This window comes from Pantoea sp. AG1095, from assembly GCF_003208415.1.
Classification (GTDB): Bacteria; Pseudomonadota; Gammaproteobacteria; order Enterobacterales; family Enterobacteriaceae; genus Pantoea; species Pantoea leporis.
Genome location: NZ_QKMJ01000001.1, coordinates 42012 through 65186, shown reverse-complemented (window position 1 = coordinate 65186; position 23175 = coordinate 42012). Strand labels below are relative to the sequence as shown.

The 23175-nt window shown below is 54.1% G+C and carries 21 protein-coding genes; 16 read left to right on the top strand and 5 right to left on the bottom strand.

Translation table 11 applies throughout. The annotated features are described in order from the left end of the window. Window positions 1-33 precede the first annotated feature (33 nt). The 5 genes from DEU53_RS00300 to DEU53_RS00280 are packed head-to-tail and all read right to left on the bottom strand — an operon-like array spanning window position 34 to window position 3978. Entirely contained in the window at window positions 34-612 is a 579-nt protein-coding gene (locus DEU53_RS00300; RefSeq protein ID WP_008103744.1) for a TerD family protein, read from the bottom strand. A 50-nt stretch (window positions 613-662) separates the two neighbouring features. Continuing rightward, the gene (locus tag DEU53_RS00295; RefSeq protein WP_008103746.1) at window positions 663-1700 is read right to left on the bottom strand and encodes a TerC/Alx family metal homeostasis membrane protein; all 1038 of its coding nucleotides are present in this window, start codon (window positions 1698-1700) and stop codon (window positions 663-665) included. A gap of 24 nt (window positions 1701-1724) precedes the next feature. After that, the gene (locus tag DEU53_RS00290; RefSeq protein ID WP_101763276.1) at window positions 1725-2180 is read right to left on the bottom strand and encodes a tellurite resistance TerB family protein; all 456 of its coding nucleotides are present in this window, start codon (window positions 2178-2180) and stop codon (window positions 1725-1727) included. 20 nt (window positions 2181-2200) lie between these two features. After that, window positions 2201-3394, bottom strand: a complete 1194-nt coding sequence (locus DEU53_RS00285) for a TerD family protein (protein ID WP_110865699.1) — start codon at window positions 3392-3394, stop codon at window positions 2201-2203. Further along, the gene (locus tag DEU53_RS00280) at window positions 3394-3978 is read right to left on the bottom strand and encodes a TerD family protein (protein WP_101763278.1); all 585 of its coding nucleotides are present in this window, start codon (window positions 3976-3978) and stop codon (window positions 3394-3396) included. Before DEU53_RS00280 ends, DEU53_RS00285 begins: the two co-directional genes overlap by 1 nt. Before the next feature lie 320 nt (window positions 3979-4298). Here DEU53_RS00280 and DEU53_RS00275 point away from each other — a divergent pair, with 320 nt between their 5' ends. The 16 genes from DEU53_RS00275 to tssJ all read left to right on the top strand — a co-directional run bounded on the left by DEU53_RS00275 (window position 4299) and on the right by tssJ (window position 23152). Further along, window positions 4299-5357: an ATP-grasp domain-containing protein gene (locus tag DEU53_RS00275; RefSeq protein WP_110865698.1), complete on the top strand. Its 1059-nt coding sequence runs from the start codon at window positions 4299-4301 to the stop codon at window positions 5355-5357. A gap of 10 nt (window positions 5358-5367) precedes the next feature. Beyond that, window positions 5368-6495, top strand: a complete 1128-nt coding sequence (locus tag DEU53_RS00270; protein WP_110865697.1) for a phosphoribosyltransferase domain-containing protein — start codon at window positions 5368-5370, stop codon at window positions 6493-6495. Continuing rightward, on the top strand, window positions 6488-7273 hold the full coding sequence (locus DEU53_RS00265; RefSeq protein ID WP_110865696.1) for a hypothetical protein: 786 nt from the start codon (window positions 6488-6490) through the stop codon (window positions 7271-7273). Before DEU53_RS00270 ends, DEU53_RS00265 begins: the two co-directional genes overlap by 8 nt. Next, the gene (locus tag DEU53_RS00260; RefSeq protein ID WP_110865695.1) at window positions 7263-8342 is read left to right on the top strand and encodes a cysteine protease StiP family protein; all 1080 of its coding nucleotides are present in this window, start codon (window positions 7263-7265) and stop codon (window positions 8340-8342) included. The genes DEU53_RS00265 and DEU53_RS00260 overlap by 11 nt, the downstream gene beginning before the upstream one ends. Then, window positions 8342-9286 (top strand): HpcH/HpaI aldolase/citrate lyase family protein, encoded by a 945-nt coding sequence (locus DEU53_RS00255; protein WP_110865694.1) that lies wholly within the window; start codon window positions 8342-8344, stop codon window positions 9284-9286. The genes DEU53_RS00260 and DEU53_RS00255 overlap by 1 nt, the downstream gene beginning before the upstream one ends. Before the next feature lie 175 nt (window positions 9287-9461). Next, window positions 9462-9944 (top strand): tellurium resistance protein TerW, encoded by a 483-nt coding sequence (locus DEU53_RS00250; RefSeq protein WP_101763283.1) that lies wholly within the window; start codon window positions 9462-9464, stop codon window positions 9942-9944. A gap of 557 nt (window positions 9945-10501) precedes the next feature. Beyond that, a complete protein-coding gene (gene tssL, locus DEU53_RS00245; protein ID WP_110865693.1) occupies window positions 10502-11158 on the top strand; it encodes a type VI secretion system protein TssL, short form in 657 nt (218 codons plus the stop codon). 36 nt (window positions 11159-11194) lie between these two features. After that, complete coding sequence (locus DEU53_RS00240; RefSeq protein ID WP_110865692.1) at window positions 11195-13579, top strand: type VI secretion system Vgr family protein; 2385 nt, start codon at window positions 11195-11197, stop codon at window positions 13577-13579. Window positions 13580-13581: 2 nt separating this feature from the next. Further along, the gene (locus tag DEU53_RS00235; protein WP_110865691.1) at window positions 13582-14319 is read left to right on the top strand and encodes a DUF4123 domain-containing protein; all 738 of its coding nucleotides are present in this window, start codon (window positions 13582-13584) and stop codon (window positions 14317-14319) included. A 5-nt stretch (window positions 14320-14324) separates the two neighbouring features. Further along, entirely contained in the window at window positions 14325-15110 is a 786-nt protein-coding gene (locus tag DEU53_RS00230) for a YceK/YidQ family lipoprotein (protein WP_110865690.1), read from the top strand. Beyond that, the gene (locus DEU53_RS00225; RefSeq protein ID WP_110865689.1) at window positions 15107-15631 is read left to right on the top strand and encodes a DUF3304 domain-containing protein; all 525 of its coding nucleotides are present in this window, start codon (window positions 15107-15109) and stop codon (window positions 15629-15631) included. The genes DEU53_RS00230 and DEU53_RS00225 overlap by 4 nt, the downstream gene beginning before the upstream one ends. Further along, window positions 15616-17925: a DUF2235 domain-containing protein gene (locus DEU53_RS00220; RefSeq protein WP_110865688.1), complete on the top strand. Its 2310-nt coding sequence runs from the start codon at window positions 15616-15618 to the stop codon at window positions 17923-17925. The genes DEU53_RS00225 and DEU53_RS00220 overlap by 16 nt, the downstream gene beginning before the upstream one ends. Further along, window positions 17922-18185, top strand: coding sequence for a PAAR domain-containing protein (locus DEU53_RS00215; RefSeq protein WP_110865687.1), 264 nt, complete (start codon window positions 17922-17924; stop codon window positions 18183-18185). The genes DEU53_RS00220 and DEU53_RS00215 overlap by 4 nt, the downstream gene beginning before the upstream one ends. Further along, window positions 18182-19318 (top strand): hypothetical protein, encoded by a 1137-nt coding sequence (locus DEU53_RS00210; RefSeq protein WP_110865686.1) that lies wholly within the window; start codon window positions 18182-18184, stop codon window positions 19316-19318. The genes DEU53_RS00215 and DEU53_RS00210 overlap by 4 nt, the downstream gene beginning before the upstream one ends. Continuing rightward, window positions 19299-22634: an ImcF-related family protein gene (locus tag DEU53_RS00205; protein WP_110865685.1), complete on the top strand. Its 3336-nt coding sequence runs from the start codon at window positions 19299-19301 to the stop codon at window positions 22632-22634. The genes DEU53_RS00210 and DEU53_RS00205 overlap by 20 nt, the downstream gene beginning before the upstream one ends. After that, window positions 22631-23152, top strand: a complete 522-nt coding sequence (tssJ, locus tag DEU53_RS00200; RefSeq protein ID WP_110865684.1) for a type VI secretion system lipoprotein TssJ — start codon at window positions 22631-22633, stop codon at window positions 23150-23152. The genes DEU53_RS00205 and tssJ overlap by 4 nt, the downstream gene beginning before the upstream one ends. The last annotated feature ends 23 nt before the right edge of the window (window positions 23153-23175 follow it).

Sequence of the window (23175 nt, the reverse complement as noted above, 5' to 3'; positions counted from 1 at the left end):
ATGATGCGGGCAGCGCGAAGCTGCCCGTGATAATTAAGACGCGTTGATACCGTACTGAGCACATACCGAAGCGAGGCCGCCGGCATAACCCTGTCCTACCGCGCGGAATTTCCACTCGGCGCCGTTACGGTACAGCTCACCAAACAGCATCGCGGTTTCAGTTGAGGCATCTTCGGTCAAATCGTAACGCGCCACTTCACTGCGATCGTCATCGTTCACCAGGCGGATAAACGCGCCGGAAACCTGGCCAAAGCTCTGACGACGGGTCTGCGCATCGTGGATGGTGACCACAAACACAATCTTGTCGACGTCAGCCGGGATCAAATCCAGTTTGATTTTCAGCGATTCATCATCGCCATCGCCTGCACCAGTACGGTTGTCACCGGTGTGAGAAACGGAACCGTCGGAAGAGACCAGATTGTTGTAGAAAATAAAGTCAGCATCGCCGCGGACTTTGCCGCTGGCGGACAGCAAGAACGCTGACGCATCAAGGTCAAAGTCCTGACCATCGGTGGAACGTGCATCCCAGCCAAGGCCAACGAGGACGTTTTTCATGGTTGGTGCCGCTTTGCTCAGCGAAACGTTACCGCCTTTAGAAAGAGAAACGCTCATTGTAATTACCTCTTGGTTAATGATTTTTCAGACTCATTGCTGGCAGAAGATCAGCTCTCTTCTTTTTCCTCGGGTTTACCGGGGAACATCACGCTGAGTACGATACCGACCGCTAACACGCCGAGTACCACAAACAGGCTGGCGCTAGCAGAGATGCTGTAGCCGTGATGCCAGATATGATCGGTAGCATTCAGACCCAGTTTCACCGCGATGAAGAACAGCAGCACGATAACGGCTTTCTCGAGGTGAACCAGATACTGCTTCAATGCTTCAAGTACGAAGTACAGTGTACGCAAGCCGAGGATGGCGAACATCATGGCGCTATAAACGATCAGCGGTTCACGGCTTACTGCGATAATCGCCGGCACGGAGTCAAAGGCGAACATCACGTCAGAGAGTTCAACCACCGCCACACACAGCATCAACGGCGTGGCATACAGTGCCGCTTTCTTGCCGCGACCAATCGCTACGTCTTTGTTTTCTGGCTTCTGCAGCTCTTCATCAACTTCCTTCTGATTCAGCAGGAAGGCGTTACCGCGCATTTTTGGCCAGATTGGGAAGAAGCGCTTCACCATGCGATAAGCAAGATGCTGCGAGTAATCTTCTATCTCGTCGCTGTCATCGCCGCTTTTCAGCATCATCACCGCCGTCCATGCGACGATCAGCGCAAACACGATTTCGACATACGGACCAAGGCTCAGCAAGCCGGTACCGATCGCCACGAAGATGCCACGGAAAACGATGGCACCGATGATGCCCCAGTAAAGCACGCGGTGACGATAGCGGTCCGGAACGGCAAACCACGAGAAGATCGCCATCATCACGAACAGGTTATCGACGGAGAGTACTTTCTCCAGCGCATAACCGGTCACGAACAGGCTGGCAACTTCAGCGCCGTGATGGATATAGAGGAAGCCGGCGAAACCCATCGCCACCGCCACCCAGAACACTGACCACAGCGCCGCGCTTTTCAGCGAAATCGGCTTGTCGCCGCGGTGCATGAACAGGTCGATAAAAATAGCGCCCACCGACAGCGCGATGAAAACCGCGACTGTTTCAGTTGGGAAGCCAATGTGCGTAGACACCATGATGAACCCTTAAAAGATAAAAAATTACAGACCAAATATTGCTGGATCAAAGCCCAAAGCGACGGCGATTTCGCGCACCGCTTTCTGCTCGTCAGCATCAAAATCACCATCACTCTTACCGACAGCAATACCTACGCGGATCGCCAACTGTGCGGCTTCCGGCTGATCTTTCAACGCCATGATGTACTTCATGGTTTCGCCCTTGCCGATTTCCAGATCGAAATCAAAGCTGCTCACCAGCTTGTTGAAGAACTCAATCACTTCATTGGTATCAAAGACTTTCAACTCTTCGGAGGCGCGCAGAAAACCGATCATCTTCTGCTTCTCTTCCGCGCTCACGCCGCCGTCTGCCACCGCAATGCGTGCGCAAACCGCGACGGTTCCTTGCATAAATTTCTTGTTCTTAAAGCGGCTAACCTGTTTGGTTAATTCATCGCGGCCGGAATTAAATGCCCCTTTGACCTTGTTGAAAAAGCTCATAGTGAATCCTCTGTCTGTTATTATTTGGAGCCAGCTCGCCAGTTGAATCCCCAACCGAAAGCTTTGTCCATATCGGAATGCCCGTTAAAGAACTGATTGATACGCTCGACGCGGATACTGCCGTTCTCATTGACCAGGCGAGCAATCGCACACATGTTGCGGCGGTTCTCCCCTTCAGTCATACGCGTTTCAATCGGAGGCTGGTCTGGAATGTGCAGCGTGACTACGCCATCCGTTTTGTCCCAGCTCGCCGCACCTTGATAGATGAAGGCGAAAATTAATACCTCGCGAATCTGACTCCATTCGCGACCGTTGATGTGCAGCCATTCGCCGTCGGTCACTTCGCCGGTGCGATCGTCGCCCTGCAAGTGTACGAAAGGTTTGGCATGCATAGCGCCAAAATTGCCGCCCAGCGCCTGGATCACACCGCGCGAGCCGTCTTGCAGCTCAACGAAGGCGCCGAGATCGAGATCCACGCCTTTGTTGCCGCCGAACAATCCGCGCAATCCGCCTCCACCGCTGCTGGTTTCACGGTGCCAGTTCAGATTGATGCGGATCTCACCGAAGTTATCGCGCTTGGTCAGGCTGATAGCTGGCTTCTCTTTGGTAAGAGACACTTTGCTCAGATTGATTTTTGCCGGCGCGGGTGTCGGTGCTGGAGCCGGTGCCGTCTGCGGTGCAGGCGCAGGCGCAGGCGCAGGCGTTGGGGCAGGCGCGGGTTCAGCCACATCCACACCGAAATGTTCCGCCAGCGGCTTTAAGCCGCCGTTGAAACCCTGCGCAATAAAGCGGAATTTCCACTCATTATTGCGGCGGTAAAGTTCGCCGAGGATCAACGCTGCTTCCTGACGTCCTACCAGCTCCACGCTGCCATTCAGTAACACTTCACCGCTCTGCTCCACCTGAATCGCCAGACGTTGCAAACCCGACACGTTGCGGCCGCCGTCACAGGTAACGGTAAAGGCCACTTTCTGCACGTCAGGACGCAGGCGGGTGAGATCGACAGAGAAGGCGGAGTTGTGCCCTTCGCTTTTCAGGCTGATGGTGCGGTCATCGTTATCCGGCTGACCGTAGAACACCATATCGGCATCGCCATTGACTTTGCCGCTGGCGAACAGACGAAAGGCCGAAGCATCAACGGCGGCGCCAGCGAGTACGCGCACCGTCAGCAGATTAGCGGGAACGGGAGCATTGCTCCCCGGCGTCATATTCATTAGCGCACCACTGCGGCAACGATGTCGTTTTGCATCGCGTCAATGGTACGGCCGGCACTCGCGCGGCCATGCGCCGTGAAATCCCACAGCCCGCCGTTGCGGTGCAGCGAAGCAATCACAATGCCGGTATGGCTGCCTTGCTCAGTCAGCTCATAGCGCGCCAGCTCTTTGCCGTTTTGATCCACCACGCGGCAGAAGGCATTTTCCACTTCATTGAAGGTTTGACCCTGGAAGCTGTTCACGGTGAACGCCAGATACTCAACGTTAGCTGGCAGACGTGACAACTCAACGATGATCACTTCATCGTCGCCATCGCCTTCGCCAGTACGATTATCACCGCTGTGTTTCACCGCACCACATTTAGAGGTTAATGCGCGGAACCAGATGGTATCAATGGCATGACCGGATTGATCCAATAATACGCAGCTGGCATCCAGATCGATGGAATCGCTGCCACCACCAAAAAGCTTGCCCATGAAGCCTTTCTTTTTAATGGGATCCCAGCCTAAGCCGAAATGTAATTTATTCAGCGAAGCGGTTTGTTTGCTGAGTGAAACCGTCTGATTCTTGCTTAATGAAACCATGTCATAATTCCTTCAAACAGGTTTGAAAAGGGTTTTATATTTGCAACAAATTCCATGAGGGCAAAATCATAACATGAGGATATTCATGTTCAGTATTAATTTTCACAGCAATTTTATGAAACACAATAAATCCTTGCAGAAGAACAACTTAAAAGAATCCAGCCCGAACCAGCAACGCACTAAACATGACAATTCTTTACATTAAAATTCATAAGGTTACGTTAGGGTAAAAAATCATATTATGATTGACTCATTTCAAAGTGAGAAATAAACTCGCAAACCATAATCCAGCCACCAGCCTCTTGCGGAAATAATTAGAAATGTCTCACAAAATTTGGCTAATGGAAGGTTTATCCTCCCAGCGCGATATAATTAATGGCATAACATCTGCAGCTAAAAAACATAACTACAACGTGTCGATTTATGCATCACATCGCCAATCGCGTAATGAAATACTTTCGCTGGCGGATCATGCATTAATTGAACCTGGTGATGTTAATCAGCGCCTCGAATTTATTCTTTCTACCGTAGAAAAATATGCCATTCAGGCGATCCATACCGGTCGACATGCTCATTGGTTTGAAGCCCATCGCGTCGCTATCGAAGCCAGCGGTGCGCGCTTAACCACCGGCGCACGCGATGTTGTAATGCTGGATCTGGCCGATGACAAAGTCGCGTTTGCCCACCATATGAAAAGCCTGAATTTGCCGGTGGTGCCTTCACTGCGCGTGGATTCACCCGTACAGTTGCGTGAGCTGATCGCCGGTAAACCCTTTGGCGATCTGCCGCTGTGCGTAAAGCCGGTTACCGGTATTTATGGCATGGGATTCTGGCAGTTTGATGAAAGTGTCTCGCCGATGGCGCCGTTTACCCATCCCGACGCACGCCGGGTGAAAGCCGAATATTACTTACAGGCGCTGGAGGCCGCCGACAGCATGGAGCCGCTGGTCCTGATGCCGTATCTGCCGGGCCCGGAATATTCGGTTGATATGCTGGCGGAAAACGGCAAGGTGCTGGCCGCCGTGGCGCGCCGCAAAGAAGGGGCGCTGCAGTATCTGGAAAACCGCGGCGAAGCCTTTGAGCTGGCGCTAGCCTGTGCCGCTGCGATGGGCGCGGATGGATTGATCAACGTGCAGACGCGCAATGACGCCAGCGGCAAATCGTTATTACTGGAGATCAATATGCGCCCTTCCGGCGGCATTGGTTACACCCGTTTCAGCGGCGTCAATCTTCCCGGCTTGTTTGCCCTGCGCCAGCTAGGCTTGATCAGTCAGCAGCAGGTGATCGACGACGCCCGCCGCGACTTCACGCCAGCCACCGTCCGTGCGCTGAGCGACGTGGTGGCGTACAACCCCGTCCTGTCCAACCAGGTTCAATAAGGAACAATCCATGACCACACTTTGGAGCAGGACGCTGTCATGCGGCTCGCTGAGCGTTACGCCAACCGGCGGCATCAGCGCCATCGACGATCTGTTCGAGATCGCCGAGCGCCGCAATCCCAAGCGCGCTTTTTTGTTCGTCAGTAAAGTGCTTGGCCGCCACATTCCGGTGGCGCCGGAGAAAATGCGCGCCGTGTATCGCCAGCTGGCGGAGCAGTTTCCGCCGCTTTCTGACGGCCCGGTGCTGTTTATCGGCATGGCGGAAACCGCCGTTGGCCTCGGCGCAGGCGTGTTTGATGAAGTGCGCCAGCGCGTCAGGGAGCCGGTGTATCTCACCTCAACGCGCCATCCGCAGCAGGCGGATTTGCTGTGCGAGTTTAAAGAAAATCACAGCCACGCCACCGATCATCTGATCTACCTGCCCGATGATGCGCAGCTGCGCCAGCGCGTGCTCAACGCGCGCACGCTGGTAATGATTGATGACGAAGCCACCACCGGCAACACCTTTATTAACCTGCTCGACGCGCTGCGCAACGACGGCGGCTTAACGCAGATCGAGCAGGTTATCGCCGTCACGCTCACCGACTGGAGCGGCGATGCGTTATCCGCGCGCTGTCCGGTGCCGGTGCGCAGCGTGTCGCTGGTGCAAGGCGACTGGCACTGGCAGCAGGATCCCGACGCCGCACTGCCGCCGATGCCAGCGATGGTGCTTAACGATGCCGCCACCGTGCCCATCACCGGCAAACAGCGCTGGGGCCGACTCGGCATGGCAGCGCCAGCGGGCGATCTGGGTTGCGCGATTCAGGCGCAGCCGGGAGAAAAAATCCTCGTGCTCGGCAGCAGCGAATTTGTCTGGGAACCTTTCTTGCTGGCTGAACGTCTGGCGGCACAAGGCGCAGAGGTGAAATACAGCTCCACCACGCGCTCGCCAATCGCTACCGGATTTGCCATCGAATCAGCTATCGCCTTCGGTGACAACTACGGTCTCGGCATCGCCAACTTCGTATACAACGTGGCGCATCAGCAGTTTGACCGCATTTTGCTGTGCATCGAAACGCCGGTCGACAGCGTGGATCCGCTGTTAACCACGGCACTGGCCCAGGTTGCGCCACAGGTGGAAGTAATTAGCTATGAATAAACCGGTGATTTTTTCCGACCTTGACGACACGCTATTTCAAACGCGCCGCAAAATGGTGGACGAGCTCGATCTTGAGCCGTTCCGTTCCGGCGCGCTCGATCTCAACCTGCAACCGCGCAGCTTTATGACCGAAGAGCAGTCGATGCTGGTTGACTGGATGATCGAGCAGGCCGATTTGATCCCGGTCACCGCGCGCGGCACCGAAGAGATCGCCCGCGTGCAGATCCCTTTCCGATCGTGGGCGGTGACCACGCACGGCGCGGTGATCCTCAACCCGCATGGTGAGGAAGATGCCGAATGGCGCGCGCAGATGCTGGAAAAACTGACGCCGTACGGCCCGGCGCTGCTCTCGATGCAGCAGGCGATCACCGACCTGATGGCAGAGCGCGACATCAACGGCTGGGCGCGCATCAACTATGAATATGGCGTCACGCCGATCTATCTGGTGATGAAGCACCGCGACAGCACGCGCCTCGAAGAGCTTTACGCCATCGCCGATGAAATCGAGCAACGCTTCCCCACCGCCGGCTATTACATCCATCGCAACAGCAACAACGTCGCCTGGCTGCCGAACGTGGTGGAAAAAGGCTTAGCCGTCAGCTACCTGCTGGAAAAGCTGCGTAACGAGCGCGGCGTTTTCCCGGTGATTGGCCTTGGCGACAGCCTCAGCGATCACCGCTTTATGAAGCTGTGCAGCTGGTACGGCATTCCGCGTCAGAGCCAGTTTGCCGAACGCATCAACCAGGCCATATTCGGAGAACAAACAGATGGTGAATAACTTGCCTTTCTCTGGATCGTACCGAGCCGGCGACGTCGAATTTCTGCTGAAGCCGGTTGAAATCGACATGACGCCGGTGGAGCAAAAAGAGCAGCTGATCCAATCTGGCGCGCGCCACTATTCCGAGATGTTGAGTCAGGAACCGGAACCGACGCGCTGGCACCTTGAGCTGTTTTCCCGCGCGCTTGACGCCGGTGCCGGACGCCTGGCGCAAGAAGTCACCATGCTGGCGCGGACGCTGGCACAACAGTTTGGCGACACGCCGATTGTGCTCGCCAGCTTGGTGCGCGCGGGCGTGCCGCTCGGCGTGATGCTGCAACAGGCGCTGCGCGCGATGGGCCGCGAATCCTACCATTACGGCATTAGCATCATCCGCGATCGCGGTATTGATCAGGCCGCGCTGGAGATCATCGAAGCGCGCCACGGCACCGCAGGCATTGTCTTCGTCGATGGCTGGACCGGCAAAGGCGCCATCACCGGCGAGCTGATCCGCAGCCTCGAACATCGTCCCGGCTATCCGGCACAGCCGCGCTTGGTGGTGCTGGCCGATCCGTGCGGTCGGGCGTGGCTTTCGGCCAGCGATGATGACTGGCTGATCCCGTTTGGCATTATGGGCGCGCCGGTTTCAGGTTTGATCTCGCGCTCGTTGTGGTCTGAATCGGGCTTACACGGCTGCGTGCAGTGCGACTATCTGGCGCAATACGATTGCAGCCAGCAGTTGGTGAACACCGTAGCGGAATATGCGCGATCGCTGGATGTCAGCGCCCTGCCCGCGTGCCAGCAGGATCCACAACATCAGCAGCAGCTGGTGGCGCAAAGTGAAGCGGTGATCGCCATGCTGGCGGCGCGTTATCAGGTGAACAGCATCAACCGCATTAAGCCGGGCATCGCCGAAGCCACGCGCGCCGTGCTGCGTCGCGTGCCGGATCAGGTGCTGGTCCGTTCGGTGAACGATCCCGACGTGGCGCTGCTGGTCTATCTTGCCCAACAAAAAGGGCTGACCATCACAGAAGCGGGTGCCGATCTTGGGCAATACCGCGCCGTGACGATAATCAAAAAGGTGCTGTGATGAACGGCCGTCTCTCTCCGTGGCGTTTGGGCGCAACGCTGTATATGCCAGCGGTGCGCAGCGATATCGTCGATGCCATTCTGCACAATAAAATCAGCGGGTTGCGCTCGCTGGTGATCTGCCTGGAAGATGCGGTCAGTGATGCGGATTTGCCGCAGGCGCTGCACAATCTCCAGCAAATCTTAAATGTGTTGAACGCCGAACAGCGCGCCAATGGCAACGCGCAGTGGCCGCTGGTGTTTATCCGTCCGCGTAACAGCGAGATGGGCGCGTGGCTGGTGGAAAACCTCAACCTCAGCGCGATAGACGGTTTTGTGCTGCCGAAATTCACCGCCGACTCCTTGCCGGTGTGGTGGCAGATTCTCGAACCGAGCCATCTGTGCATGATGCCGACGCTGGAAACCGAAGAGGTGTTCGATGTGGTGGCGATGCGCGAGCTGGCCCTCACGCTGCAAAACCATGCCTGCCGCGAGCGCGTGATCGCCCTGCGCATCGGCGGTAACGATTTGATGAATGTGCTGTCGCTGCGCCGTTCACGCCACTTCACGCTGTATGACAGCCCGATGGGTTACACCATCAAAATGCTGGTGGCGGTATTCGCGTCGCGCGATTTTGCGCTGACCGCGCCGGTGTGCGAGCACATCGACGATCAGCAGATTATGGATCAGGAACTGGCGCTGGATATCGCGCACGGTTTGGTGGGCAAAACCGCCATTCACCCGAGCCAGATCGGCAAGATTCAGGACATGCTAATGGTTTCCGCCAGCGATCAGGCGGATGCCTTCCGCATCCTCAACTCAAGCCAGGCGGTATTCAAATCGCAGGGCGCGATGTGTGAACCGGCGACGCATCGCCGCTGGGCCGCCGCCATCCTGGCGCGCGCGCAGGAATATGGCATCGCACCCGATACCCGCTCAGACGGCGCCTTGATGCTGGTAACCTGACAACCCCCGCAGGGTGGGCATTCATGCCCACCGCGTTACCACTGAACCACAAACCGGACGTAGGAATTTTCGGACCCTATTTACCTGATATTTAAATACCCTCTGATACTGTCGAAAACCGTTTGCCAGGAGGGCGATACCGACCATTGACCACTAACGCAGGCCTCAATCGACCATGCAACTCAGTACCCGACAGACACGCGTATTTATGCTCGCCTCACTGCTCAGCAGCGGCAAACCGGTCGCATCCAGCCGCATTCTCGCCTCGCTCGACTGCTCCGAACCCACGCTGACGCGCGCGCTAAAAGAGCTGCGTGAATCCTGGTCTGCGGAGATCAAATACAGCCGCCTCACCCATTGCTACCAACTCACTGAACCCGGCAAACTCGATAAGAAAAGCCTGCGCCATATTAATGAAGCGCTTAAGCTCAATGCCGAACTGCAACAAAGCGAAACCGTCAGCCGGGTATTTCTGGATAAAGAGAAAAAGAAAGCGGTTTCACTGTCGTTGCGGATGTCGGTTTTAAGGAAAATCGATCAGGTTGTGAGATTGAGTGAAACGACGAGGAGTGATGCGGTGGAGATGCTGGTTGAAAGCGGGTTGGATGAGTTGATTGAAAAGTTAATGCTTAAAAAGAACGAGTTAAAACGGCAGTAATATTTCAGCAGTAGTTTAACGACGTTGAGTGGTGGGGTGTATTGCCAACGCACTTTAGCGATACCAATTCTACATCAGCCCCTTAAATTTTTGATGGACCTTATCGACATTGCCAATGTCCCCTAACCTGCCAAAACTGTTAACGTAATCACGTTTCATCGATCGTTATTTTCATCCTCAACATTCACATCTTCGCACCACATGTTTACTCACGCAGAACAGCCTTCCCCTTTATTAAATTATCAAAAATCTTTCAAAATCAGAATGTAAAATAAAAAACCGCAGTTACTGAATCGCATTAGGATTACTAGTAATGTCGAGTGAAAATCCTTGCTTAAAATTGGAATCCTGTTTCACAAACTCAAATTGTTAGTTTGATCAACTATCACTCCTTGTAATATCCTCAGGGCCGTTGGTAGGTGGAGATCGCTCTTTCAAGGCAGCGAGTCCACCTTTGCTCGGCTAAGTAAGCAGCGTGAGCAACAGCCATTTCTCGATTGAAATCGGTAATTGGATTAATGGATTAACAATGCTCAGGCGTTACCAGGAAGGTGCCCATGACGTTTTCACAACACAACATCACAGCGAATACTCTCGATGAGCTGATGCAGGATACCTGGCTATTGGCGCTCGAGATCCGTAATGGGCAATCCATCACGGTTGATGATGCACTCTACCAGCGCTGCTTCAATACGATTCAACAGGTTCAGCATCACCTCACTACAGCGGGAGCATCCACTTCTCTCTGCGAAGAAATCAAATTTGCGCACTGCGTCTTTCTCGACGAACTGATCATGACCATTCCGCAAGCTGATATCTCTGCCTGGTGGAAACGCACACCTTTGCAGGGGCACTTTCTCGGGCACCTCATTGGTGGTGAGCAATTCTTTGACCGCGTCAAAAATCTGCTTCGTGAACCAGCAACAGCTCAAGCCGCCATTAGCTGCTACTACAGAATGTTGCATTTGGGTTATGCCGGAAAATACCGAACGGAAGACGATGAGGAGCGCCAGTTGCTGATGCAGCAGCTAAAAGCGCTAATGCCGAAGCAGATTGGATCTGCCGACTCAGCAATAATTATCCAGTGCTCGAAACACAAAACATCGTTCTGGCAACGTTCTCCGTGGCTTATTCGCAGCAGTGTGCTGGTTGCCATTATTATCGCCACTTTCATCATGAACGGTCATCTGCAATATCTGTTAGTCAAAGGGTAGGTTTCAGGCAAACAAATTTCAGGAAGGAATCTGTAAATGGGCAAGAAGGATTTTGTGATTACGGCTGGCAAGACGCCGATATACAGCCACTATCAACTGAGCATCCAGACGCTGAAAAATCAGCGTCCCGATATTCTTTTGTCAGTGCTGCGTTTTAGCGGTGAAGAGGCATTAAATTCGCCGTGGAAGTACAGTATTGAACTCACCAGCGCTACACGCGATATTCCCGCCGATATTCTGATTAACAGCACGGCCCAGTTATTGTTTTACCCTGACGGCCAACCCTGGCTGTCAGTGGAACCTCGCATTTTGCGCGGTGTAGTTACCGCTTTCCAGCAGTGCGAATCCTCTGCTGACCAAACACGTTATGTGGTCACGCTGGAATCGCGCCTTGCGCTGCTAAAAAACAGCCTGACCTATGCCGTTTACCAGCATAAAAGTGTACCGGGTGCGGTAGAGGATATCCTTAAACGCTGGGAATACTCCTCGCTGGATTATCACTTTCGCCTGAATACTCAATATCCGATTCGCGATTTCTATATCTCATATGCGGAGAGCGATCTCGCCTTTATAGAGCGTCATCTGTCGCGCATTGGTGTCTTTTATTACTTCACCTGGGATGAAGAAAACCACCGTGATGTGCTGGTACTGGGTGACAGCGCGCAGGCCTATGGCGCTGAGCAAAGCATCGTCTTTCGCCATCCGTCAGGGTTATTTGATGGCGGCCTGGAATCTCTCTGGGATATTTCCGTTAATCGCCAATCCGTTGCCGCCAGCACACGACTCAATGATGAGTATTACCGCAACGCGCAAAATGACATGAAGGCGCAAGCGGAAACCGATCCTGATAAGCCTGCGCTTACGGGAGAGCTGTATCGCTATGGTGAAAACTATCAGTTGCTGGGCAAGGAGTACCAGGCTCAGCCGGAACAGGGACAGTGGTTTGTCAGACGTCGCCAGGAACGCCTGCTCACCGAGCAGGTCACTTTCGACGGTATGAGCAACGGCATGGATATCCGTCCGGGGATGGTGATCTCGCCACAGGGTAAAGAGTGGCCAGACGCGCCGGATGGCCTGCTGGTAGTGTCTACCTCATCAACCCGTATTTCGCGCGATACCGCCTATGTTATCCGCTTTACCGCTGTGCCCGTTCGGCCGCAAAGCACTTATCGTCCACCGTTAAAAAGCTGGCCGCACATTGCAGGCACGCTGCTGGCTCGCGTCACCAGCCCGGTAGAAAATGCGCAATATGCAGAACTTGATGAACATGGCCGCTATCGGGTGCGTTTTCAGTTCGATCTAAACGAATCCTGGCAGTCTGGTTTTGAAAGTGTACCGGTGCGGCTGGCGAAGCCCTATGCAGGCAATGTCTACGGCTGGCACTTTCCACTGATAGCCGGAACGCAGGTGATGATTGCCTTCACCAACGGCGATCCTGACAGACCTTTTATTCTCTGCTCGGTACATGATTCTCGCCATGAAGATCATGTCAATCTCTATAACTATCAACGCAATGTGCTGAGGACGCCGGCGAATAACAAACTCCGATTTGAGGATCGCCGTGGATATGAGCATGTCAAACTGTCGACGGAATTTGGCGGTAAGAGTCAACTCTCACTCGGACATATCGTTGACAGTTCACGTAGCAAGCGCGGCGAAGGGTTTGAGCTGCGTACAGACAGCACCGGTACGCTGCGAGCCGGTAAAGGCCTTTTCCTGACAGCTGATAAGCAGACCACGGCTACCGGGCCGGTGCTGGAAATGACATCGGCAATAAGCCTGGTCAAAGGTGCGATCAGCCAGATGAGCGACTGGCAATCGATCACTCAGTCGCACCATAATCTCCAGCCTGATGTCACGCATCTCAGGGCTTATCTGGCCGCCGTCGACCAGCTCAAATCGCCTGCCATGTTGCTGAGTGCGCCAGAAGGCATTGGCGTTGTCAGCCCCAAAAGCATTCTGCTCAACGCAGGCAGCACTCTGCATCTGCAAAGCCAGATGGAAACCAGCATTGCCAGTGGCAAACGCATTCAGGTCAACGCCGGCCAGGCGATTTCTCTGCTGTCGCAGCAGGAAGGGATTCGCATGGTGTCGGGCCAGGGTCCGCTGACGGTGGAATCGCACGGCGATACCCTGGGACTGACGGCGATGAAAGATATCAGCGTGCAGACCGTTCAGGGTGAACTGCGCCTGACCGCGAAAAACGGCATTGTGCTGGGATGTGGCGGCGCAACCATCAGGATTACGCCGCAGGGTGATATCCAAATTCATTCGCCGGGTAAAACCAGCATCCGTGGCGTTCATGCCTGGAATTCTCCTGCCAGCGAAGAAACAACGCTGCCTGATCTGCCTAAATCCGTGTGCAAAGAGTGCCTGAAAAAAGCACAGGAAGCCGCGCTGGCTTTCGCGCCAAGGGGATAGCGATGACGGACATGAATAATGGATGGTTGAAACAGGCTAACGCGCTTTGCACTGCTGCCGGACAGGATTATCTCGATGTGCTGGTTGATCAGGCTGGCACAGCACAGCCGCTGCAACAGGCGCTGAACCAAATTAACCCGCCGTTACGCTGGTTCGAGCTGTTTGCGAACACGCCGGAAGCGGCAACGCCAGAGTATTCACCGCTGGTGATGCGATTGCATTTTAGCATCAGCAGCCACCAGCGCTGGCTGGAACAGCTGGTGGAACACTTCTCCACGACGCCGCGATTGACGTTACTGATATCGCCACTGGCATTCGACCTGCTGAGTAGCCATTTGCAGGCACTGTCACAGGTTCACTGGGAAGAGCAAACCGGTTTACTGCGCTATTACGACAATCGCGTATTTCCCTCGCTACTTGAGCACGTCCTGACGCCAGAGCAGCAGGCGGCTTTCACCGATATTGCGCTGTTCTGGGGCTGGCGAGATCGTGATGACGAGGTGGTGTGGAAAACCGGTACCTGGAACCCGGGTCGACAACTTGCTGATGCGCCAGAGATGAACCGCATGAGTGATGCGCAGGTTGAGCTGATGGGATGTATTAGTGATGCCGAGGCGCTGATGAAGGAGCAGGCAACTTTGGTTCCCTCACGAGAGGAACACTTTGCGCAATGCCTGGAAATAGCTATTAAAGCAAGCCGGGCGGGATATATAGGCGATCTACTGGACTATAAGGAATAAAGCGAATGAAAAAATGGATATTTAGTACGCTGAGCAAACAGTTAATCTGCGCAATTTTGTTTGTGCAGCTAGCTGGATGCGGGACATTGATGCGCGGAGAAAGTAGCGAAAAAGTTTATCGCGGAGTTGATACCGATATACGCATTACCACTAATGCATTCATGTGGTTATTTACTGGTGGAATTTTACCCGTTTTCTCAATTATTTCGATGCCCTTTGATGCAGTGATCGATACACTTTTATTGCCTGTCGATCTAGCCATCAGCAATTCGCCTAAAGTTTATAAACAACCCGCGGAAAATTATGTCCCAGTTTTTGCCGTCAATATGACGGGTCAACCAGACGTTGATTATACTATTCGAAAAAAAAGCACTGGAGAAATACTTACTCAATCCCGAACTAGAATTATCCCTCAGGCTGGTAGCGCATCAGGAAAACTTAATAAAGCATCCCTGATGAAAAAGGAGAATCCATCTATTCCTCCGGAATCTGTAATGATTAGCTGGGATGCTGGAACAAGGCTTCTACAAGCAGAGTCGACGGATAGCAGTAACATCACTGAATCATATACTCCCGATGACTCTCTGCTTAAAGCCGCAAGTATCATCGCAATATTTATGCCTTGCAATCGAGTCATGCTGGTTAATTATGAAGATGAATATTACAACTACGATTTCATTCATAAGCAAGCCATACAAGATGTTTTCCAGCAATTACAGTCATTGTCCGAGCGTTCTCAGTGTTCTGCTTCAGGACAGATAACGTTAATGATGGAAGGAGCATGGAAATGAAAAAGAAAACATCCGATTGGTTGAATAAAGGATTGTTTTTTATCGTTGCTTCGATACTTTCAGGTTGCTCGCAGGCAAGCGTTGATGACGGCTATACCGCTGGCGATCTTCGTGCAGTAAACCATGTCGAGGGACAGGGTATAAATGGTTTTTCAGTGAATGGATACCACGTTCCAGGTCTAGGCGGGGGATATTGCTGCATCATGCTTCCTGAAAAGTGGACGCCTGATTTGAAAGCTAGGGTTGAATGGGAAGTTGACCCCAATCCTAATGTAATTTTACCTCCACTAGGAACGGATGAGTTCCGTAAAGCATACGAACAGCATAGAACAAAATATCAACAATACAGTGCCATCGTTAATATTCCGCAGTTTGGCAAGGAGCGCTGTGGCTTAACTGTGCACTTTCTGCCTTGTAATAAGGTGAAGGTCACAACTGTTTGTTCCGGGTATGGCACTGAGAATTATCCGATCAAGGAACCGCTTAACATGAAGGAGCCACCGGCATGTCCCGTGAAATGAGCCTCGCGTTGCCTTGCTTTGCGCCCCCGGTTTTTCCTGATGCTGGACGCTTGCAACTTAGCGAAATGCAGATTAATGGCAATTACAAAAAGCAGATTCGCGAAGAAATTGATAACCGAGCCAGTCTTGCCGAAGATATCGGTAAGAAAGGCATCGTCCCTTGCTGCAGAAGCCTACATATCAGCTTATTTTTCGATGGGACGGGAAATAACGAAGAGAACGATACGCGTATTGCTAAACCGTCGCATCCTACCAATATCTCGAAGTTGTATCATGCGACATATCAAAATGCTGATGGTGAAGGCTATTTTCGCTATTACATTCCTGGTGTTGGCACGCCCTTCCCAAAAATTGGCGAAATGGATTACAGCAATGATGGTCTGGCTTTCGCCGCAGGTGGAGAAGACCGAATTAACTGGGCGTTGCTGAGATTAGTGGATGCTTTGACTTATGCCATCACCAAAGGAGCCAAACGCCTTGGTGATGGAGTAGCGAAGGGAATGCTGCCCAGCATGCAGGCTCGCGGAGCTTTTTCAGGCGAAGTGAACCGACGTAATGTTATTAACCCTTTGTTAAAAGCATTAGAAAGTCAGGCAGCCCAAACTCAGCAGCCCCATCTACTCGGTATTAAGTTGTTTATCTATGGTTTTTCTCGCGGAGCTGCTGAAGCTCGGACCTTTGTAAACTGGTTAACCCAGTTACCCGATCCCAAGCTAAAGGGTGATCACCTGAAACTCGCTGGTTTACCGATCAGTATTGAGTTTCTGGGATTACTGGATACGGTGGCGTCTGTTGGAGCAGCTCACATGATGCCGGGTGCTGCAGGTCATATGGGCTGGGCAGATAATAGTCAGCAATTACCTGATGAGCGTAAATTTCCTGGGTTGATTAAGTATTGTCGGCATTTTGTTGCCGCACACGAACAGCGCTTATGTTTCCCTCTTGACTCAGTTCGTCGCCCTGATGGCAGTTACCCGGCCAACACTCAGGAGGTCATTTATCCCGGGATGCACTCGGATGTTGGCGGCGGTTATCCTCCAGGGGCTCAAGGGAAATCATGTAATGGCACTGGAGAATTATTATCGCAAATTGTTCTTCACGATATATATGTTGCGGCATTTGAGGCGGGTGCACCATTAGCAGTTTTACCTAAAAGTATTTCTGCACTAATAAAAGACGTTTCACCGTCAAGAGCTATGTCTCCTGAATCACAAGGAGAATTCGACTTCAGTAAAACGCTGGTGAGACGCTTCAACATCTGGCGTCAAACCCTGCTCAATACCACTCTGCAAGGGAGCGAAGAGCCGGGAGATACATCAGAAGGCTATCGCGGCTATCAACTTTCTCAGACACTTGAAAGTGCGCTGATCGATCAGATTGGCTGGATCACCGCGTGGCGCATTGGCCGCTACGCTCACGGCAGTATGCTTCCTCAGGGCGATGATTTTGCCAACAGTTTCTTTAACAAAGCACCCCAGCTAACTCCTGAAGGACTTAAGAAAGAAGCGGATGACCATAAAGCAGCGGTAAAAGCACTTGACTCACGCCGAGCAGAAGCCAAAAAGAGCCGCTTGCCGCTGGACGAAAGCTTGCAGGGCAAGCCCGATCTTGATCCGACTAACGCCCAATATCAACTCCGCGAAGCTGCGCGTGAATTCCAACACGACTATAGGCTGTGGCGGCGAGACATTAATGGTGGCTTGATAGATAAAACTGCGCAGATCGTTCTGGATGTGATCCCCAAGCACGCCATCTTCCTGATCAACGGTGACGATGAAGACGCGGAATACGCGCAGATGAAAGCCGATGGCAATCGTCGTTATCCGCAGCTGTTTATCGACAAGCTGGGCAACGGCATTCGTACTCAACCGCGTGCTGACTTGTTAGCCCTTTACGATGAACAAATTCACGATTCCCGCGCCTGGTTTATGCAAAGTGCATTGGGGGGACGTGAACCCTGGGGCGGTTATTTCCGCTATCGCATGATTTACTGCGGCAACCAGACCAATAAAAACCTTCGCCTGATTTCCGTCGAAGGCAAAGTTATTAACGCCGCGCCAACCTCCAATAACGTCATCTATTTTATCGAGCCGAAAACCGCTTATAACAATGTGACTTATAAAGTGAAGGATATGGCGACCGGTGCCGTTCAGACACTTACTCCACCAGAGGTAACCACCCAACCAGGCGCCGCAGTTGCTCTGGCTCGCACCAGTGTGGTGAGCGAACAGCACCAGGCCATGATGACCTCTGCCATCGATATGCTGAAATCATCGGGAGCGCGAGTGGTATGACACTTAAAAAACTGGTGCGCGTTGGCGATACGCTCAAACCTCACGGTGGTGAAGTACTCAGCGGAAGCTTTAACGCATTTGGCAAGCCGGTGGCCTGCGTCAAAGACAAAGCGAAATGCAACGAGCACGGCATGACCACCATTATTCAGGGAGCAACCAACAGCACCGTAAACGGTAAAGCGGTGGCGCTCGATGGGCACAAGTGCGCCTGTGGTTGCACGCTGGTCAGTTCACTACCTGATATGGATGCCTGCGGATGAATCAACCGCCGGTTTATGCCGATTACGCCACCATTTACCCTGCCCGCTGGCGGCGCTGGTGGGTGGCGTTGCCCGTGCTGCTGTTTATATCAGCGATGACAACCATGCTGTTGTGGCCGGAGGGAAAGCCGACCCGTTCGCCGCTTTTCTGGTTCTGCGCACTGGTCTTGCCGCTGCTGTGCTGGTTGCTGGCGGTGACGCTGCGCTGGCTGGTCTGGCTGCAATCCACCGATAACCGCCGCACGCACTATGCAGAAATCTCGCTGGCGCTCGATGCGTGGTGGCGAAAGCGCAGACAGGCCTTGCCGGTTGAAGCCGTTTTATTGGTGACGCCAGCCGGAGACGATGCGTCGGAACATCTGGCGCTGTTGTCACACCCAGCAGATGCCCCACAACCGGGCATCACTGCGCAAGGTTATGCTGCGTTGCGTTGCCCACGGGTGCTTAACAGCGCCCGCAGTCGTCCTGTGATGCTGGCGGCTTATCTCGCCAATCGCCTGGTGACGCATCTTCGTCAGTCAAGTGATGCACGCTCAATCACGCATCTCTGTTGGCTGGGTGATGACCACAGTCTGCTCGCCTTTCGCGAAACGCTACTGGCAGCGGGCATGACGTTGCCAGAGGAAACCCTTCGACTCAGTGCGATTGATGGCGCAGATAGCGTTATCGACCTTTTCGCCAATACAGCTCCGGCTTTGCTGCTGTGTGCCGGAAGCGGCGAAGGATTGTCTGATCGCACCCCGGTTGCCGGGGAAGCGGCCTTTGCCTGGTTCTGCTCGGCGCAGGGGACTGCGCTGATGCATCGCTCGGAGTGCTGGCAACCGGCGTTGGGTGAAACGGCCACTCTGGCCGTTTCACAGCTTTCCCGTTATGCCGGATTAAGTGATATGCCGGATACGGTGATCGCGGCAGATGCCCCCGCCATGGAAGCATTGCTGGAGGGCGGCTGGTCCGCGCTGGATCACGTACTTGCCCCATGGCTCGGCAATGCCGGGCAAATCACACCGTTTACGTTACGGTCGCTGGCGCTGCTCTCGGCGCTCAACGGCCAGTCCTGCGGCTGGATCGCCGCAGAAATTGAATCTCAACACACTACAGGAGTTTGTGTTCCCCGTGGAAACCTCCCGCACTAATTCCCGGCACTCGCTGTTCTGGCTGGTTTGTGGCTATTTGCTAGCCGTAACCCTGCTGGTGCTGACTGGCGCAGGGCTCTATTACTTCGCAGGCAGCAGCGTTGACCTGCCGGAGGCTCTGCCGCGCCAGATTGCTTTCTGGTCATTGATGGTCTGGCTGGCGCTGGTGTGGTTCTGTCCTCTGTTTATTCTCGCCTGGCGCGGGCTGGTGCGACTCAACGCGCGTGAAGCAACAGGCGCAACTGATTCGCAGAAACAGCACCCTGCCAAGAATCAGTGGGTGCAGGAGATCATTACCCAGATGCGCTACCAGTATCGGTGGCGCTGGCGCAGCCGGGTACGCATTCTGCTGGTGTTCGGCGATGAGCATCTGGTTGAACGGAGTATTCCCGGCCTGACAACTCAACACTGGCTTGAGGGGCATCATACCTTGCTGCTCTGGCACGGTAGTCCGCAGGAAGATCAGCTACCCGCGCAGCTGCGGGCGTTACGCAAAATTCGCCGCCATCTGGCCGATGCGGTGGTGTGGGTAGTGAACGCAGAGGCGGAAATGACTCAGGATGTGCTGGATACCACGGCTCGCCAGATGCAGAAGCGCTACAACCTGTTAGGCCAGGATATCCCGCTGTGGCTGTGGGAGATTCACGCGCCCTCTCTGTATAGCGCCCCCGCGCAGGGGATCGGATTTACCATTGCGCAAGGTGATAGTACGGACGATTACCGTCAGTCACTGGATGATCTTCAGCACCAGTTGGTTGAGCGCGGCATGCAGCAAATTGAGCGTAATCGCCAGCACAGTTTTTTACTGGAACTGGCGCACGTGCTGCGCAGCGGTGGCGCGGATCGCCTGACACGAACCTTGTTGCAGCTTTCCACAGGTGCAAGAGCGCTGCCGCTGGCGGGAGTCGTGCTCAGCCAGCCGGAGACCACCGGAAGCGCTTCATTGCGAAATGCCTGGCAGCCGGGAAAAGCCTGGCGGGATTTACTGGCGCTACGCTGGCGCAGGCCGCTAACTAACGGTGCCTCATGGCGCAAAACGGTGCTGACGCTCTGCTCCTGCCTGCTGGTGATGTGGATGGCCTGCCTGGTGTTTTCCTGGATTGCCAATATGCGTCTTATACAGGCAGATCAGCACCTTGCCGACACCGCAACAGATTCCCGTCAGCCGCTGCAGCAGCAGCTTTCAGCCTTGCGCGAGTTGCAGAAAGAGATCGATCGTCTGCAGCATCGTCAGCAATATGGTGCGCCCTGGTATATGCGTTTTGGTCTCAGCCAGAATGACGCACTGTTAAATTCGCTGTGGCAACAATGGCAGCAGGCGGCCATGCCGCTGCTGCGTGATGCCTCCGTCAAGCGCCTGACTACGCTGATGAGCGGCTGGCGTAACCTGCCGCCCGATAGCCCGCTGCGGGCCGATGAGGCCAAAAGCATGTATGACCTGCTGAAAGCGTACCTGATGCTGGCGCATCCCGAACAATTCGATCCGACGTTTTTCAGCGCCACGGTAATGAATGTCTGGCAACGGCGTGATGGCATTCCGGACGCAAGCTGGCGCAACAATGGCGGCGCTATGCTGGCCTTTATGATGACGAATCTGCCTGCGCACCCAGAGTGGCAGTTACAACCGGATATGCGACTGGTCAGCAGTATGCGCTCAGCGCTGCTGCGTCAGATTGGTGCCAGCAATGCGGAGACCTCACGCTATCACCAGCTCATCGAGCAGGTGTCCCGTGATTATGCTGATATGACGCTCAGTGAGATGGTCAGCGGCACCGACAGCAGCAGGTTGTTCAGTACCGATGAAACCGTGCCCGGCGTCTTTACCCGTAAAGCGTGGGAAGAGGCAGTACAGCCTGCGATTGAGCAAGCGGCGAAAGTGCGTCGCGATGAAATCGATTGGGTGCTGAGTGATAACAAAACGGCCAGCAATATTGATGTCTCTGCGGATACGTTGCAAGCGCGGCTGACAGATCGCTATTTCTCCGATTACGCCGGAGCCTGGCTGAAATTCCTCAATAGCCTGCAATGGCAGCGGGCGGAGAGCCTGTCAGAATCGATTGAACAGTTAACCCTGCTGGCCGACATACGCCAGTCACCTCTGATTGCGCTGTTCAATACGCTGAATGTGCAAGGCCGGACGGGGCAAACTGGCGGTAATCTTACCGATTCGCTAGTGAGCTCGGCAAAGAATCTGCTCAGCAGTGACAAAACCCAGGCCATCGCCAGACCACAAGGTGCACGTGGCCCAATGGATGACGCCTTTGGACCCTTGCTGGCGCTGACCGATACCGGCGCAGCGGCTAAAGATAGCCTCAGCCTGCCAATCTTCCTGACGCGTATTACCCGTGTTCGTCTGCGGCTGCAGCAGGTCACCAACGCGCCGGATCCGCAGGCCATGATGCAGTCGTTAGCATTGACGGTGTTTCAGGGCAAAGCCGTTGATCTCACTGACACCCGCGATTACGGCAGTCTGATTGCTGCCAGCCTCGGACAGGAGTGGAGCGGGTTTGGTCAGGCGATATTTGTCGAGCCGATGGTGCAGGCGTGGGAGCAAGTGCTCAGCCCCACTGCTGAAAGCATTAACAGCCAGTGGCAGAACGATATTGTAACGCCGTGGGATCAATCGTTTGCCGACCGCTATCCGTTTGCTAACCGACAAAGCGACGTCTCCTTACCGCATTTAGCGCAGTTTATGCGTACCGACACCGGACGTATCGCGCAGTTCGTTAACAGTCGCCTCGCTGGCCTGTTACGACTCGAAGGCGATCGCTGGGTGCGGGATGCCATGAACAGCCAGGAACTGACGTTCGATCCTGCTTTTCTCAACGCGCTGAATAAACTGACGCACATCGCTAACACCGCATTTGTCCGGGGAGATGTAGAGCTGCACTTTCAGATGATGGCAAAACCTTCCCGCGACGTGGTGGAATCGGAGCTGACGGTGGATCGCCAGAAGCTGCAATATTTTAACCAGGAAGAGAGTTGGCAAACGCTAAACTGGCCTGACAACCGCTGGCAACCGCAAACCACGCTGACCTGGCGCAGCACCCATACCGGAACCCGCATTTATGCCGATCACCCTGGAAGCTGGGGCCTGATCCGCCTGCTGGATAAAGCCCGCATCACCAATCTGGGGAACAACATCTATCGTGTTGCCTGGCCGACGCCAGACGGGCTGGCACTCAACTATCAGATACGTACGGAGCTCGGCAGTGGCCCGCTGGCGCTACTCGAATTGCGCGGCTTCCGCATGCCTGCGCGGATATTTATTTCCGCTACGCAAAATGAAGATGCGTATCAGGGAGGTGAACAATGAAAGTTCGCTTCGCTCATGTGTTGCTGATTATCCTCGCGGCAACGTTGCTGGGCAGTTGTGGAGCGTGGCAAAAAACCAAACAGGGAACAGCAAGCATTGCCGATGTCGTGTTTTATCGTCAGGTCAATATCCTGCACCTGACCTTCACTGCGCGTACGGCGATCAATCAGGACGACGCTCAGCAGTCGATGCCTTTACGCCTGAATATTTTACAGCTCAGCACGCGTCAACGTTTCGATAACGCCGAATACAGCAGCCTGCTGACACAGCCGGATTGGGTGCTGAAAGAGAGCCTGGTGGCGCAGCGGCAGCTCAGCGTCATGCCGGGACAAAGCGTCAGCTTGGATATGCCAATGGAGAAGCAGGCGCAGTTTGTCGCAGTCGTGGGCTTGTTCCGCCAACCGGACCGGGAGCGCGGTACATGGAAACAGGTGCTGAGCCGTGAGGAGCTTGATGCGGATTCACCACGCACGATTGAAGTAAGGGATAACACCCTGAATTTGGAATTATTGAAGTAACTATTCAATTTAACGGCAGGAGC